The organism is Nonomuraea sp. NPDC049624 (assembly GCF_040675255.1).
Classification (GTDB): Bacteria; Actinomycetota; Actinomycetes; order Streptosporangiales; family Streptosporangiaceae; genus Nonomuraea.
On record NZ_JBFAOR010000006.1, the window covers coordinates 682,036 to 697,890 of the forward strand.

A 15,855-nucleotide genomic window follows, 5' to 3' on the forward strand; every position below is an offset into this window, starting at 1 on the left:
GCGGGCCGGTCGCCGGTTCGTCAGGGGGCGGCCTGCCAGGAGGCGCGGACGAGGGCGCGTTCGGTGGCGGCCAGGTGGGTGGCCGCCGCGAGCCAGGCCCGTGCGTACCCGTCCGGATCGGCCTCGGCCGGCCTGCCGAACACGTCGCGGTCACGCCGGTCGGCCTCGTCGGCGAGCGCGACCGCCAGGTCGGCGGCCGTGCGGAACCCGGCGCGGCGCAGGGACGCGGCCTGCCCGCGGGCGTCGCCGCCGCGCGCGGACTCGGCGACCGCCCTGCGTCCGCCGGAGACGGCCAGCTCGACCAGCCGGCGCACCCGCCAGAGCGGCGCGCCGTCCAGCGGGTCCACCTCGGCGAACGCGTCCTCGCCGGGCGGGGGGCAGGCGTCGGCGGGCGGCAGGTGCGAGCCCTGGAGGCGGTCGTAGCCGAGGTCGGCCCGGCCCTCCCACTCGGCGGGCAGCCTGAGCGTCGCCTCCTCGCCACCGACCGGCCCCACGGCGAGCGGGACGAGCGTCGCCGCCCGGCCTGGCTCGACCCTGGCCACCACGCGCACCCGCAGGCCGGGCCGGGAGGCGAGCCGCCGCAGGTTCTCGACGTACGCGAGGTCGGGATGACGGTTCGCCGGAACCAGCCGGACCACCGGCCCCTCCCCGCCGACCGCCGCTCCCCCAAGGCCGGCCGGTTGCGGCGGGCCGGTGGGTGGGAGGTGGCGGGCCAGGACGTGGTCGCCCGCCGCGCCGACGATCACCAGGTCGCAGCCGACCGGCTCCCGTACCTGCTCGGCCGACTCCTCCTCGCTCCACGCCCCCGCCGACAGCCGGTCCCCCACCGCTTCGGACAGCGGCCGGGTGAACAGCGCGCCGAGCGGCCCGTCCGTCCAGGCCAGGCCGGCGACCGGGGTGGCCCGTACGCCCTTGCCCGCGCCGAGGCGGCCGTCCGGGGAGACGGTGGCCCCGGCGATCAGCAGTCCGCCGCGGGCCAGTTGCGCGTGGCTCATCATGGCCGCCCCGATGGCGACGGTCGCGGTCGCCGCGCCACGGGCACGGGCCGCGCCGCCGGGCTTGACGTCGGCCACCGAGAACCAGCGTCCGTCGTCGGTGACGAGGTGCGTGACCACCCCGCCGTAGCCGGTGCTGCTGATCACGGGCTCGCGGAAGACGCCGTACACCTTCAGGCCGCCGTTCGGACGGTAGCCGCGCCGTACGGTGCCGACCAGCGCCGGGTCGGGGTCGGACGCGGCCAGCCGGCCCACGGTGAGCAGCAGCTCCCGCAGGGCGGAGACCAGGTCGGCGAGACGGTGGCTGTCGTACCGGGCACGGGCGGCGCGCAGCCCGCGCACCACCCGCAGCGTGGCGGCCTCGGCCCTGGGCAGCCCGGCCACGCGGGCGGTGTGGGCGGCTCTGAGCAGCTCAGCCTGCGGCACCGCACCCGCACCCGGCACGCCCGCCGACAGCACGGCGGCCGCCGCCCGCCACAACCCCGCGGCCGCCGCCACCTGCGCCGCCCCGGGCACCACCGCAGCCGGAACGACCACCTCCCCCGAGCCCGCTCCTGACCCGGCGTCCGCGTGTCCGGCTACCGAGCCCGCTCCGGACCCGGCACCCGCCTGCCCTGCCCCTGACCCGGCCGCGGCACCCGCCTGGCCGGCTCCTGTATCAGGTCCCGACTCCGTGCCCGCCTGGCCGGTGTCCGGGCGTCGGGTGGGTTCTGTGGCCGGTTGGGCGGGACGTCCGTCGGCGGAGGGCGGGTCCGGTTGCCCGGAAGGTGACGGGGGCGTGTCCGTCTCGACGTCCAAGGGCAGGGTGTCGGCAAGGGGGCAGGCGGTGAGGAGGGCGGCGCGGTGGAGGCAGCGGGGGGCGAGGAGGCAGGAGCAGCGGGCCTGCCCCTCCTCCGCGATCACCCCCGACGGCCCCGGCGACAGTGTGACCACCGCGTCCTCGCCGCACGTGACCACCACGTCGGCGCCGTCGGCCACCCGGTCGAGGGCGGCGTACTGGTCGACGGCCGCGTCCAGCTTCTTGCGCAACCTGCTGGTCAGGCCGTCGACGGCGGCGGCCACCACGTGCGGCGCGGCGGGCGGGAGCGTTGCAGAGGTGTTCACCGGACTTCTCCCCGGAGGCGGTCCCCCACCCAGCGGGCGAGGGCGAGCGGGCTGAGCGCGGCGACCGGCATGCCGGCCGCGACGAGCTGCTGGGCGATGGGCAGCGAGTAACGGGGCACGCCCTGGTCGTCGAGCGCCGCGCAGCCCAGCAGGTGGACGCCGGACCCGGCCAGCGAGCGCACCTCCGCGAGCAGGCCGCCCACCGGGTAGCCCTCCTCGAAGTCGCTGACGACGACCACGAGCGTACGGCTCGGCACGGTGACCAGCGTCCGGGCGTGCGCGAGCCCGGCGGCGATGTGCGTGCCGCCGCCGACCCGCACTTCGAGCAGCAGGGACAGCGGGTCCTCCACCCGGTCGGTCAGGTCGATCACCTGGGTGGAGAACGTCAGGAAGTGCGTCGAGAGCGTCGGCACGCCCGCGAGGACGGCGGCCGTCAGCGCGGACCACACGACCGAGGCCTCCATCGAGCCCGACACGTCGACCACGAGGATCAGCCGCCAGTCGGCCTCCTTCCTGGCCCGCGTGCTGAACACCGGGCGTTCCGGCACCACCACGAGCCGCCCGTCATCGAGACGGCGGGTGTGGGCCAGGTTGGCGCGCAGCGTGCGCGGCAGGTCGAGCCGTCCGCCGGGCCTCCTGGTCGGACGCGGGTTCGCCAGGCCGGTCAGCGCGGGTCTCAGCCGGGTCGCCAGCTCACGGGTCAGCTCGGCGACCAGGCGGCGGACGAGCGGCCTGAGCTTGGCGACCTGCTGCTCGGGCAGCCCGCCCGCCAGCGACAGCACGGACGTCAGCAGCTCGACCGACGGCCGCACGGCGGCGGGGTCCAGCTCGGCGAGCACGTCGTGCCGTCCGGCGTCGGCGGCCCTGGCCAGCACTTCCTCGCGCACGTCGCCGCCGAACAGGGACTCCAGCTCCTCGGCCCATTCGCGGGCCGTGGGGAACGGGTCGCCCTGGCCTCCGGTGTCGCCCTGCTGCCCGAAGTCGTCGGCGCCCTCGCCGCGGCCGGCGCCGTAGAGCTCGTCCAGGGCGCGGGCGTACGGGCGGGCGCCGGCGGGCAGCCGTTCGCGCTCCCGGCCGAGCAGCAGCCGCCACCGGTCGGCGGGGCCGATCCGCGTCCCGCCCTCCGCCCGGCGCGTGGACACCGACGGCGCCGGACCGTCATACGGGGCCGGACCAGCTTGTGAGGGCAGATCTTCCTGCGGGGCCGGGTCGTCGTGCGGGGTGAGGAGGCCGAGGGTGCGCAGGGCCGTCAGGCCGGCCAGGTCGGCGGCGGTCCAGGCGGCCAGCAGGTCGGGCGGCGCGTCCAGCGTCAGGTCCGGACGGTCCCCGAGCCGTTCGGACACCGCCGCCAGCAGCCGGCCGCGCGCCGCCGGGGCGAGCGTGTCGAACCCGCCGCGCAGGGCGGGCAGCCGGTCGAGGAACTCCTTGTCCGCCAGCTCGTCCACCCGGTCCATCAGCGGGCCGAGCGCGGCGGGCGCCGCCTGGAGCAGCGGTCCGGCGGCCGTGAGCACGCCGCTCAGCAGGAGGCTGAGCCGGCGGCGGCCGTCCGGGGTGGTGGCGGTGTCGATCCAGCCGGCCGCCCGCGCGCCCAGGAGCTCGGGGCCGTCCAGGTCGAGCAGCACGCGGGCGGCCAGCGCGGCCCCCTGGACGAGCGGCGCCCCGGTACGCGCGAGCGCGCCCAGCGCGTCGTCCAGCCGCAGGCCCAGCCGCTCGTCCCCGGCCCGCGTGGCGAGCGCGACCAGCGCGACCGCGTCCTCGGGCCGGTCGCTGCCGGCGAGTCCGGGCAGCGACCGGACCGCGGCCTCCAGCAGCGTGACGGCCAGCTCGCCCGCCTGCTCGCGGCCCTCCGGCGTGGTGCCGGGAAGGTGCTCGCGGCGCAGCGCCTCCAGCAGGTCGAGGGCGTCGAGCAGCTCGGGGAGGGTGGCCGTGGCGGGCAGCGTGCCGGCGGCGTCGGCCAGCCGCTGCCCGACCAGGTCCGGCAGGTCGCAGCGGGCGGCGGCGCGCAGCCCGTCGAGGATGGTGCGGCAGGTGGGCCCGCCGTCCGCGGACTCGCGGCGGTAGGTCTCGCGCAGCGTGCCCGCCGCCGCCTGGGCCGCGGTCACGCCCCGGACGCCGGCCAGGTCGAGCAGCGCGGGGACGGCGGGCGTCCAGGACAGGCGCCACTTGGTGGTGAGCGCGGTGGCGTCGCCGGTGCCCGCCACCTGGATCGGCTCGCCGTAGCCGACGCCGCACACGTGCAGCCGCCGCAGCAGCACCTCCCGGCGCGCGTCCAGGTCGGAGCGGAGCGGGTCGAGGCGTACCTCGCGCGGCTCGGGGTCGTCCGGGCAGGGCAGCCTGAGCGCGGCCAGCTCCTCCTCGACGGCGGGGCCGAGCCCCGAGCGGGGGGTGCCGGGGGCGGTGCGGCCCCTGGCCGTCCCGACGAGCACCGTGTCGAGCGCCTTGGCCAGCGCGCGTCCGCGGCCCAGGGGTTCGCCCTGGCCGAGGACGGTCGTCACCGCCTCCAGCAGCTCGCCGCGGCCGGGGGCGGGCAGGCCGCGCAGGCGGGCGAGGTCGCACGCCAGGCGCAGCGTCTCGACGGCCTCGCCGGTGCCCGCCGTGTGCCCGGCGGCCCGCAGCTCCCTGCACAGGTCGGTGATCGCGCGGGCGGCGCCGTCTCTGACCCGGTCCGGTACGCCGTCCGCCTCGAACACCGCCTGCTGCCAGCGCGGGTCGCGGATCCCGGCCGGGTAGCCGGACCGGGAGTCGAGCAGGTCGAAGGCGTACGGCACCAGCGAAGTGACGGCCTGCGCCCCGACGGACGCAGACCCGGCGGGCGCAGACCCGGCGGGCGTAGACCCAGCGTCGGTGGTGAGCAGGGCGGGGGCGTGGAAGGCGCCCACGACCGCGGCGACCCGGCGTCCACCGGCCGCGGCGGCGGACACCACGCGCCGCATGTGCGCCTCCCGCGCCAGGTCCCTGGCCGGGACGCCGCCGCCCGCCGCCGCGTCGCGCCGCAGCGCCCAGCCGACGCCGAGCGCGGCCCGGCGGACGGCCTCCGGCTCGCAGCCCGGCGCCAGGACCTCGACGGCCCGGTCCCACATGTCGTCACCCGCCCGCCCGGTGCCCGAAGCGGCCAGCGCGTCGGCGAAGCGGGGCCCGCCGTCGGCCTCAGCCTGGGGCCCGGGCACTGGCCCGGGCTCGGGCGCTGGTCCGGCGGCCTGTCGGCTCGGGTCCGACAGCGGGAGGTCGCAGCACAGCACCTCCACGCCGCGCTTGACCGCCCACCGGATCGCCACCAGCTCGGGGGAGAAGTCGGCGAACGGGTAGAAACCGAGCCCGTCCGCGCCGTTCCCGGCCAGGGCGACCGGGGCGACGGTGGCCGGGTCGGCCAGATGGGGCAGCCACTGCTGGAAGTCGGCGGGCAGCTCGACGCACACCGTCTCCGGGTCGGCCGCCTCCAGCAACTCGGGCAGCACCACGGCCAGGGCCGGGCTGTGGTGCCGCACCCCCACCAGGTACGGCCGGGTCGCGGCGGCCAGCCCGGCCACCACCACCCGCGGATCGGCCGGGTCGAGAGACGCCGCCGGGTCGAAGGGGCCGGCCGGGTCGGTCAGGTCGGCCCGCGTGTGGGGTGTCAACGGAGGTTCTCCCGCAGGTCCCAGAGGCGGCGCCACATGGCGGAGCCGTCCTCGGCGCGCCGCCGCACCGGCCCGTCCCAGTAGCCGAGCAGCCGTCCGTGGTCGGCGGGGTCGTCCTTGCGCACGACGCCCAGCAGGTGGCCAGGCACCAGGTCGAGGACGTCGCCGCCCGGCAGGTACGCGGCCGCGACGCCGAGCGAGGCCGCCACCTGCACCGCCTCGGCGGTGGACATCACGGTGCCCGGCCGCTCGACGTCCCAGCCCTCGCCGGACCGTCCGGTGCGCAGGTCGCGGAAGACCGTGACCAGCGCCTCCAGCACCGCGTCGTCCACGGCGAACCCGGCGCCGGCGCGCTGGACGACCGCCGTGGCCTGCCGCCGCACCAGGGACGTCTCGGCCGCGGCGTCGGAGATGGGATCGACGGTCTCGAAGTTGAAGCGCCGCTTGAGCGCGGCCGACATCTCCGACACGCCGCGGTCGCGCAGGTTGGCCGTGGCGATCACCGTGAACCCGGGGACGGCGGCCACCTGCGCGTCGTCGGTGCCGGCCAGCTCGGGGACGCTGACCCGCCGGTCGGACAGGATGGACACCAGCGCGTCCTGCACCTCGGGCAGGCAGCGGGTGATCTCCTCGACCCTGGCCACCCGCCCCGACCGCATGGCGGTCAGCACCGGGGAGTCCACCAGCGCGCCCCGGCTCGGCCCCTGGGCCAGCAGCAGCGCGTAGTTCCAGCCGTAGCGGAAGGCGTCCTCGGTGGTGCCGGCGGTGCCCTGGACGGTGAGCGCGCTGGTGCCGCAGACCGCCGCGGCCAGCAGCTCCGACAACATCGACTTGGCCGTGCCGGGCTCGCCGACCAGCAGCAGGCCGCGCTCGCCGGCGAGCGTCACGACGCAGCGCTCGACCAGCGCGCGTTCGCCGACGAACTTGGGCGCCACCTTGAGCTTGGACGGCAGGCCGTCGCGGGCGGGCAGGGAGAGGGTCTCCTCGCCGCTGCCGCAGATGAAGGTCACGACGGCGCGCGGCGTCAGCAGCCAGCCGGGCGGGCGCGGGCCGTCGTCGTGGGCGGCGAGGAAGGCCAGTTCGGTGGCGTACCGCTGCTCGGCGGAGACCACCTGCGTGGCGGGGGTCGCCTCGTCGGTGAGGGTCATGGGGTTTCGTGTCCTTCGTGTGGTGATGACAGGGGTCAGCGGCGGCGGCCGCGCTTGACGTCGAGCTGCCCGAACCGGGGCACGTCGCCGTCCTGGACGCGCCGCCAGGCCCTGGCGTACAGGTCGGCCGCGGGTTCGCCGGGCACGATGAGGCCGCCGAGGCCCGCGTCCGGGCTGAACATCGGGAGCTTCCACTGCTCCAGCGGGAGCCGCGGCGTGCGCTCCTCCGACCAGCCGCCGGTCAGGAACAACGAGCGTCCGGCACGGGCGCGCACGGCCTGGACGACCAGGTCGGTGCGGGCCAGCTCGGCCCGCGCGGCCTTGAGCCTGGCCGGCTTCCAGCCGGTCCACCGGGCGGTGTTGCGGTCGGTGGGGTCGGGCATGGCCAGCAGCATCAGGTAGACGGCGGCGGCGTCCTCGCCGAGGCCGTGCGCCTTGGCGACGTCCACCACCAGGTCGGGCACCGAGCGGGTCGGGTCCTGCGGCCACCAGGTGCCGTCGGCGTCCCGGGCGCCCTGGACGGGGTCGCCGGGGTCGGCAAGCAGCGCCGCGAAGCGCGGGTCGAGGACGGTGCGCAGCGCGGACACGGCGGGGAACGAGCCGTTGAGCCCGATCAGGGCCCGCAGGTAGGGGTCGTCGCCGGCCGGGTCGAGCAGGTGGGGGCGGAGCGCGGGCGAGGGCTGGCTGTCGTAGGTGGCCATGACGACCGCGCCGTACCGCTCGTAGCCGTCGCCGAGCTCGGTCGGCGTGCCCGCGACCTTCTTGAACGCGGGCAGGCCGACGTACTCGTCGAGGTCGATCAGCAGCCCGGGGTGGGCGAGCCGGTCGCGGACCGCCGACAGGGCGGCGGGCAGCGCGGCGCGCAGCGGATCCCCGGCCGGCAGCCGGTGGGCCAGCCACGCGGCCGTGGCGACGGCCGTGACCAGCGACCGCCCGCCGAACCCGGTGCCCTGGCCGACGGGGTGGACGCGGTCGCCGCGCACCTCCCACTCCAGGTCCACGCTCAGCTCGGGAGCGGCGGCCGGGTCGAGCACCGCGCGCAGGGCGTGCGCCGGGTCGTCCCCGACGGTGCGCAGCGCGCGGGCGGCCTCGCCGAGCAGCCATTCGGGCAGGGCGAGCCGCCGCCCGACGCGCTCGTTCCACACCCGCGCGGCGGCGGCGGCGTCGGGGCCGTCGGTCCACAGGCGGGCCGGGTCGGCGGGCAGCAGGGCCGCCGTGACGGCCCGCCGCACGCCGGCGCCGAGGGCGCGCAGCTCGTCCTTGGCGACGGCGGCCTCGGCCACCTTCACGCCGATCGTCGCGCGGGCCTCCTTGTCGAGGAAGGTCCGCTCGTAGGTGTCCACCTGTGGGAACCCGGCCACGACCAGCCGCGCTGCGGTCCGGGAGACCCCGGTGAGCCGGGCGAACTCCTCGGCGGCGGCGTCGTGCCAGGGGGCCGGGCCGCGCGCGGCCAGCTCGGCGAGGAACGCCGCGAGCCAACTCGCCTCCCGGTCCCCGCCGACGGGCGGGGTGTCGCGGACGGTGTAGGGCGCGGGCACCTCGAACGCCCCGGCGGGATCGTGGCACAGCGCCGTCCATTCGAGGCCGTCGACGTCGGTCTCCCGCAGGTCGAGAAAGGCGACGAAGGCGCCGCCGCCCAGCGGCAGCACGCCCGAGAGCGAGCCGTCCGCCGGGGCGCCGTCCGCGCCCACCAGGTGCTCGCGCCTGAGCGTCACCGTCATGCGGCGCCAGCGGGACGAGCCGGCCGCGACCGGCAGGCCGCCGTCGCGCAGCTCGTCCAGCAGCACGCCCAGCGCGTCCCGGTGCTCGGCCGGGGTGGTCGGCGCCGCGCACCGGTACGCCACGGCGGCGCAGTGGTCGAGCAGGCGCTCCCACCGCAGGCCGGAGGCGGGCAGTCCGGGCAGGCGGAGGTGGTTGGCCACCTGCGGGCGGTCCTGCCCGGCGGTGACGGCCCGGCCCACCGCGCGGATCTGCTGGACGGCGGCGTCGGCGTTGTGGCGGTGGTAGCCGCGGCCGTCGCCGATGCCGTTGAGCGCCTCGTCCAGCAGCTGGTCGGCAGGCCCGGACGGCCCCCGCTCGGCGGCCGGGTCGCCGGCCAGCGCGCGGTTGAGGTTGGCCACGACGGTGCGCACCGCGTCCTGCTGGGTGGCGGCGAAGCCGACGATCCCGGCCACGCCCTTGACCAGCGCCTCGTGGGTGATGCCCGGCAGCAGCGCCCGGACGGCCGCCGCCAGGTCGGCGCCCTGGGACGCGGCCGCTTCGAGCAGGGCCGCGGCGGTCTCGCGGTCCGCGCGGCGCAGCGCCGCCGAGCCTTGGAGGTCGCGGGGGCGCAGGCAGTACCAGTAGCGCTCGGGTGGCAGGATGGGCGTGCCCGCGCCGAAGGCGCCCGGCTTGGAGTCGGTCCGGTACTCGGCCAGGACGACGCCGTCGGCGTCCACGAGGCTGATCCGGTAGCTGCCGCGCACGACGGCGCAGGCCCGATCCGTGCCGGGGAACGTCAGCACCCGCACCGGCACTCCGGCGCCCGGCGGCAGCGTCACCGAGATGCCGGACAGGTCCTCGGCGCGGTGGGAGCCGTCGGGCAGCTCGGCCACGCGCAGGCCGTACAGGCCGGCCACGGGGGCGCCGACCGGGGTGGGCTCGTCGGAGGGCGCGGGCAGCAGCCAGCCCTCGCCGGGGCGGACGTCCGGGGTGCCGGCGAGGAAGCCGGGCAGCGACTTCCTGCCGACGCCGCCGCCGGCGGGGTCGAACTCGTACCAGCCGCTGTCGTGCTCCGACCCCGACCAGATCCACGTCCAGAACGACGTGCCGTCGGTGAGCAGGTGCCGCTCGTCGGGGACGGCCGTGTCACCGGCGTGCAGCACGCCGTACCCGGTGGTGCGGCCGCCGCCGGGGACGGCCAGGCTGACCGGGTCGTCGCCCTGGTAGTAGTCCAGCCGCGTGCCCCGGCTCCGGTCTGTCCCGTCCAGGTCGCGCACCCGGTCGGCGGAGGTGTGCCAGTAGCCGCGCAGGCCGTTGGCGCGGTCGCGGGAGTCCCAGTAGACGAGCAGCTCGCCGTCCACGTAGTGGAAGCCGGGATCGCTCCAGGTGTCGTCCCTGGGGACGCGCAGGTCGTGGGTGAGCAGGACGCCGTCGGCCGAGAGCACCCGGGCCTGCGCGGTGCCCGCGACGACCAGATGGGGCCAGGCGTCGCAGACGACGAGGTCGTCGATGTCCTTCTCCGGCACGAGCTCGGTGGCGGCCTGCTCGAAGGCGGGCCAGCCCAGCTCGTCGATGACGCCGGAGCGCAGGGAGCGGGCCAGCACCCCGGCCACGTCGGCGTCGCTCACCGCCTGGCGCACCTCGTCCTCGGCCAGGGCCAGGGCCTCGCCGGGCAGCCAGGACAGGCGGCGCAGGGCGTCGGGCAGGTTGGGCAGGCCGGCGGCGGCCGAACGGCGGGCGACCAGGCGTACCCACTCGGTCAGCAGCGGACGCCCGCCCGGCGAGGCGGCCAGGGAGCGGACGGTGGCCCGGCCGACGTCGTCGGCGTCGAGGTAGTCGGCGCCGTGCCGGAAGGCGGTGTGGAAGCGGCCGTCGGCGGCCAGGGCGAGCAGGTCGCGCCGGTCGTCCTGCTCCGCCCAGTGCGTCAGCCGGAGCCGGGCGCCGGGGCCGGGGCCGGCCAGGGGGATGCCGAGGGCGAGCAGCAGGTCGATCAGGTCGGCGTCGTCGTCGACCGCGATCGTCTCGCCGGTCGCGGTCAGCTCGGCGCGCAGCCGGTCGGCCATGCGCTCGATCAGGGCGTGCAGCGCGGGCAGGTGCGGCGCGACGCCCCAGGCCCGCTGCCGCGCGGCGAGGAACCTGCGCAGCCAGCCGGCGGCGCCGTCGGCCGAGCGTTCCGGCTCGGGCACGTCGGTGTGCAGGCCGGCGGTCGCGCCCGCGCTCTGCAGGATGTCGAGCCAGATGCCCGGCAGCTCCCGGTCGCGGCTGTCGGGGATGACGTTCAGCAGCGTGCCCCGCAGCTCGGGCCGCTGCCTGGCCAGCGCCGCGACGGCCGGGGCGTGGGACTTCCACCAGCCGGTCGGGGCCTGCATGGCGGCCGGCAGCGCCAGCACCTCGGCCAGGTAGTCCTGCTCGGCCGCCGCGGCGTCCACGCCGGCGGCTCTGGCGAGCCTGCGGATGTCGGCGGCCATCTGCGCGGAGGGGGCGAGGCCGCCGGCGGTCCTGCGCACGCACAGCCGCGCGTACCTGTTCAGCGCCTCCTCGGCAGGCAGGCGGGCGGTCAGCTCCTTGGCGTACCCGGACAGCGCCTTGACCGGCAGCGCCCCGGCCAGCGCGAACTCCAGGAACACCGCGTCGAGCCGGTCGTCGTCCACGGCGAGGCCGTGCTGGGCCTCGGCCCGGCGGGCGGCGGAGAACAGCTGCCCGGCGTACTGGGCGTTGTCGGCCGCGGCGAACACGCGGGCGGCCTGCTCGTAGAAGGTCGGCAGGAAGTGCGGGACGGCCGCGGCGAGCTGCCCGGCCAGGCGCTGGTAGGCGTCGAGCGCCATCTTGGGCTTGGTCCTGGCCTGCCGGGCGACGCGCTCCAGCTCCGGCACGACGGCCAGGGCGTGGTGCCCGTCCTGCGGGTGGTGGACCAGCACCCATTCGGGGAAGCCGAGCGAGCGCCGCAGGCCCAGGCCGACCACCGCGGCCTCGCCCTCGGGGACCAGTCCGAGGAAGCCGCCCACCGCGTCCTCGGCGGCGCTCAGCTCCTCGGTGACCAGGCGGACGATCACCCGGTCGTCGAGGCCGGGGTGCCGGTAGGCGCGGGCGACCAGCGGCACGGCCCGCTCCCCCGCGCCCTCGGTGCCGGGCGGCAGCACCGCGCCGGCGTCGAGCAGTTCCTGTGCCTCGGCGTTCCGCGAGATGCCGGTCATGCGCCCTTCCCCTCTTCGACCTGGCGGCCGGCGTGCAGCGCGGCGGCCATCCTCATGCCTTCCGACCAGGCGACCGGGCCGACCTCGCGCAGCGTGAGCGTCCTGCCGTCCTGGTCGCGCCAGGTGAGATCGCCCGTGGACGTCTCGCTGTCCCAGTAGGGCTCGCCGATCCAGACGGCGGCCTCGGTGAGCCGGCCGGCGTCGCGCACCTGGCAGGTGGCGAAGCCGCCGGAGACGCGGTAGCCGAGCTGGGTGGCGCGGGCCGCCACGCCGAACCTGGAGGCGTACGTGCCGCCCGCGAAGTCCTTCACCTGGCGCACCCCTTCGCCCTGGTCGGCGGGCTTGCGCCAGATGGCCCGGTGGATCTGCTCGACCTTCTGCGTGATGCCCAGCTCGGCGGCGAACTCGCGCAGGTCGTCGAGGTCGGGCAGGAGCACCGGGTGCGGCAGCGTCACCGTGCGCGGGGCCAGCCTGACGGTCTCGCCGTCGAGGTTGACCATGCGCAGCTCGCCGGAGGCGGTCGCGTCGCGCAGGAAGCCCACCTCGTCGGGGTCGTCGCCGACGACCGCCACGTCACGCAGCGCCGTCTGCCACGCCTCGTCCGGCCACACCCGGGCGATCAGCTCGGTCGGGACGGGCAGCGAGGACACCATCCAGGCGTCCACGTGCGCCACGCAGGACGCGGCGTGCCGGTCGAGCCATTCGGCGAAGCGGCGCAGCCGGTCCGCCTCGGGGTGCTCGCGCACCGCCTTCGGCAGCGTCTTCAGCTGCCGCCCGGCCGAGCGGCCGGACGTGGCCCTGGCCGTGACCCGGCCCTCTATCAGGGCGACCTCGTACGCGTCGCCCGCCGCCAGCCAACCCAATTGCCGCCGCCTCTCCTCGTGCCGCCATGGCATGCGGCCATGCCGTCAGGCCATGGGAATGTGTCGTGGCGCGGATCTCCCGCCGCCACGTTGCGCGGAACGTTATCGGCGATCACTGACAAATGCCTACCGACTGCCCGACGGCCCGGTTACGGCGCCGGGTCTCCCCGGGGATCGGGGATGCGGTGATTTGCGTGCCTACCGCCTAAGGACCGTCCGCACCGCCTAAAGAGCAGGGCAGGATCGCCGCGCGCAGGCTACGGGCGCGGGCGGCGGGGGTAGGCCACTCCGGGCCGGGGCGCCGACCGGGGAGCGGGCGCGCGGCTCGCTCGACGGGGGGATGGCCGGTGAAAGTCGTCGTCGATCTGACGCGTTGCCAGGGGTACGGCCAGTGTGCCTTCCTCGCGCCCGACGTCTTCACCATGCGCGAGGAGTCCCTGCTGTACGACCTCGACCCCGCCGACGAGCGGCGCGAGCACGTGCTGCGCGCGGCGGCGGCCTGCCCCGTCCAGGCCATCCACCTCGACTGGACGGCCACCCGGCTCACGCCCGAGCCGCCCGGCCCGCCGGCGCGCGGGATGACCGACGGCCGCATCGTCATCGTCGGCGCGTCCCTGGCCGGGGCGCGGGCCGCCGGCGTGCTCAGGCGGGAGGGCTTCACCGGGTCGCTGACGGTGATCGGCGACGAGCCCGCCGAGCCGTACGACCGGCCGCCGCTGTCCAAGCAGGTGCTCATGGGGCAGGTGGCCCCCGACCACGTCATGCTGCCCCACCTGCGCGAGGTCGAGGCCGAATGGTTGTGGGGCACCCGGGCGACCGGCCTGGACGTGGCCGGCAAGCGCGTCCTGCTGGCCGACGGCCGCGAGGTGGGCTTCGACCGGGTGCTGCTGGCCACCGGCACCCGCGCCCGGCCCTGGCCGCACGAGGAGGAGGCCCGGCTGGCGGGCGTCCACACGCTACGCTCGATGCGGGACGCCGCCGGCCTGCGGGAGGCGCTGGCCGCCCGCCCCAACCGGGTGCTCATCCTGGGCGCCGGGTTCACCGGCAGCGAGATCGCCTCGGTCTGCCGCGAGCTGGACCTGCCCGTGACGGTCGTCGAACGCGGCCCGGCCCCGCTCGTCAACGCCCTCGGCGGCGTGATCGGCGACGTCGCCGCGCAGCTCCACCGCGAGCACGGCGTGGACCTGCGATGCGGCACCACGGTCACCTCGCTGGAGGGCGACGGGCAGGGGCGGCTGCGCGCCGCCCATCTGTCGGACGGCAGCACCATCGAGGCCGAGGTCGCCGTCGTCGCGCTCGGCTCGGTGCGCAACGTCGAGTGGCTGCTCGACTCGGGGCTGGCCGCCGGCGTGTGGGGCGTGGCCTGCGACGCCGGCTGCCGCGCCGTGGACACCAACGGCCTGGTGACCGACGACGTCTTCGTCGCCGGCGACATCGCCCGCTTCCCGCACCCGCTGTACCAGTACCAGTTCATGACGCTGGAGCACTGGGGGAACGCCGTCACCCAGGCCGAGATCGCGGCCCACAACATGGTCAGCGACCAGACCCACCGCTGGCCGCACCTGTCGGTGCCGGTGTTCTGGTCCAGCCAGTTCGGGGTCAACATCAAGTCGGTGGGCGTGCCCACCTTCGCCGACGAGCTCGTCGTCACCCAGGGCTCGACGGACGAGCGCCGCTTCGTCGCCGTCTACGGCTACAAGGGCCGGATCACCGCCGCGGTCACCTTCGACCAGGGCATGTGGCTGGAGTTCTACCAGCGGCTGATCGAGCGGGCCACGCCCTTCCCGCCCGCCTTCCGGCACGTGGACATGCGGGGGGAGGCGCGGCCCGTACCGGCCCGGGTGCCCGAGCGGCTGGTCGCGGCCGAGGGGGCGACGGTCGTGGTGACCGGGCACGACCCGGCCGAGCGGCGCGCCTCGCTGCTGCACGCGCCGCAGAGCTGACCCGGCAGGAACCCAAGGACAGGAGTGCAGGAGATGACCTCGGACGCCGCCATGCAGCGCATCCTCGACCCGGCCGGCCGCGCCGACCCCTACCCGTTCCTCGGGGAGCTGCGCCGCAACCCGGTGACGCGGCTGGCGGACGGCTCGTACGTCGTCAGCACGTACCGGGAGATCGTCGAGCTGCTGCACGACCCGCGGGTCAGCTCCGACCGGCGCAACCTGGCCGACGCGCCGGAGGAGCCGGAGCACGCGCCCGCCTTCATCAGGCTCGACCCGCCCGAGCACGACCGGCTGCGCCGCCTGACCATGCGCCACTTCGGCCCGCCGCACTCGCCGGGCGTGGTGGACGGCCTGCGCCCGATGATGCTGGCCACCACCACCGAGCTGATCGACGCCCTGGCCGGCAAGAACCGGGCCGACGTCGTGGACGAGGTCGCCTACCCGCTGCCGATCGCCGTCATCTGCCGGCTGCTCGGCGTGCCGGCCGAGGACGAGCAGCAGTTCCACGCCTGGGCCGACCAGATCGTCGAGACGCTCGGTCCGGGCGAGGAGAACCGCGCCGAGCGGGCCCGCGAGCGCCAGGCGGTGTCGCAGAACCTGGAACGCTACCTCGCCGGGCTGGCCGAGGCGCGGCGGCAGGAGCCGGGCGACGACATGTTGTCCGGGTTCGTCACCTACGAGGGCCCGGACGGCCGCATGACGCCGGAGGAGGTCGTCGCCACGTCCCTGCTGCTGCTCATCGCCGGGCACGAGACCACGATCAACCTCATCGCCAACGGCATGCTCACCGTGCTGCGCGACCCCATGCTGCTGGAACGCCTGCGCGCCGACCCCGACCTCGTCATCACCACGGTCGAGGAGCTGCTGCGCTTCGAGCCGCCCGTGCAGCTCGTCTCCTCCCGGGTCACCCTCGACGACGTGGTCGTCGGCGGCGTGACCATCCCGGCGGGCTCGCCCGTCGTGCTGGCGCTGGCGGCGGGCAGCCGCGACCCGGCCCACGTGCGCGAGCCCGACCGGTTCGACCCGTGCCGCCGGCCGAACGAGCACCTGGGGTTCGGGGGCGGCGTCCACTACTGCTTCGGCGCGCCGCTGGCCCGGCTGGAGGCGCAGGTCGTGCTGGGCGAGCTGGTGCGCCGGGTGCGGAATCCGCGGCTGGTCGCCGACCCGCCGCCGTACCGCCCCAGCCCGGTGCTGCGCGGCCCCCGCCACCTCCTGATCGACTACGACGGCATCGCCCCCGCCTGACCCGGCCGCGTTCCGCCGGGTCGTGACGTTGATCTGTGACTTCGT

Annotated in this window: 7 protein-coding genes; 2 read left to right on the plus strand and 5 right to left on the minus strand. The window is 76.8% G+C overall.

The window, feature by feature from the left end:
- Positions 1-20: 20 nt before the first annotated feature.
- From AB0J76_RS27735 to AB0J76_RS27755, 5 genes are read right to left on the minus strand one after another with little or no spacing between them, the layout of a single operon-like run.
- Positions 21-2,099, minus strand: a complete 2,079-nt coding sequence (locus AB0J76_RS27735; protein WP_352323709.1) for a hypothetical protein — start codon at positions 2,097-2,099, stop codon at positions 21-23.
- Positions 2,096-5,716: a DUF5682 family protein gene (locus AB0J76_RS27740; RefSeq protein WP_352323710.1), complete on the minus strand. Its 3,621-nt coding sequence runs from the start codon at positions 5,714-5,716 to the stop codon at positions 2,096-2,098. The genes AB0J76_RS27735 and AB0J76_RS27740 overlap by 4 nt, the downstream gene beginning before the upstream one ends.
- On the minus strand, positions 5,713-6,864 hold the full coding sequence (locus AB0J76_RS27745; RefSeq protein ID WP_352323711.1) for an AAA family ATPase: 1,152 nt from the start codon (positions 6,862-6,864) through the stop codon (positions 5,713-5,715). Before AB0J76_RS27745 ends, AB0J76_RS27740 begins: the two co-directional genes overlap by 4 nt.
- 35 nt (positions 6,865-6,899) lie before the next feature.
- Complete coding sequence (locus tag AB0J76_RS27750) at positions 6,900-11,759, minus strand: DNA-binding protein (protein WP_364390870.1); 4,860 nt, start codon at positions 11,757-11,759, stop codon at positions 6,900-6,902.
- Positions 11,756-12,655 carry a DUF4132 domain-containing protein gene (locus tag AB0J76_RS27755; protein ID WP_364390873.1) on the minus strand — a complete coding sequence of 300 codons (900 nt, stop codon included), beginning with the start codon at positions 12,653-12,655 and terminating at the stop codon, positions 11,756-11,758. Before AB0J76_RS27755 ends, AB0J76_RS27750 begins: the two co-directional genes overlap by 4 nt.
- 314 nt (positions 12,656-12,969) lie before the next feature.
- Between AB0J76_RS27755 and AB0J76_RS27760 the strand changes: the two genes are divergently transcribed.
- Complete coding sequence (locus AB0J76_RS27760) at positions 12,970-14,565, plus strand: FAD-dependent oxidoreductase (protein WP_352326853.1); 1,596 nt, start codon at positions 12,970-12,972, stop codon at positions 14,563-14,565.
- A 33-nt stretch (positions 14,566-14,598) separates the two neighbouring features.
- Positions 14,599-15,810 (plus strand): cytochrome P450, encoded by a 1,212-nt coding sequence (locus tag AB0J76_RS27765; protein ID WP_352326854.1) that lies wholly within the window; start codon positions 14,599-14,601, stop codon positions 15,808-15,810.
- Positions 15,811-15,855 lie beyond the last annotated feature (45 nt).

What these genes read in the sequence shown, in the direction of transcription:
- AB0J76_RS27755 (WP_364390873.1), bottom strand. Translation starts at nt 12,655, where the DNA reads ATGCCATGGCGGCACGAGGAGAGGCGGCGGCAATTGGGTTGGCTGGCG.
- AB0J76_RS27745 (WP_352323711.1), bottom strand. Translation starts at nt 6,864, where the DNA reads ATGACCCTCACCGACGAGGCGACCCCCGCCACGCAGGTGGTCTCCGCC.
- AB0J76_RS27765 (WP_352326854.1), top strand. Translation starts at nt 14,599, where the DNA reads ATGACCTCGGACGCCGCCATGCAGCGCATCCTCGACCCGGCCGGCCGC.
- AB0J76_RS27750 (WP_364390870.1), bottom strand. Translation starts at nt 11,759, where the DNA reads ATGACCGGCATCTCGCGGAACGCCGAGGCACAGGAACTGCTCGACGCC.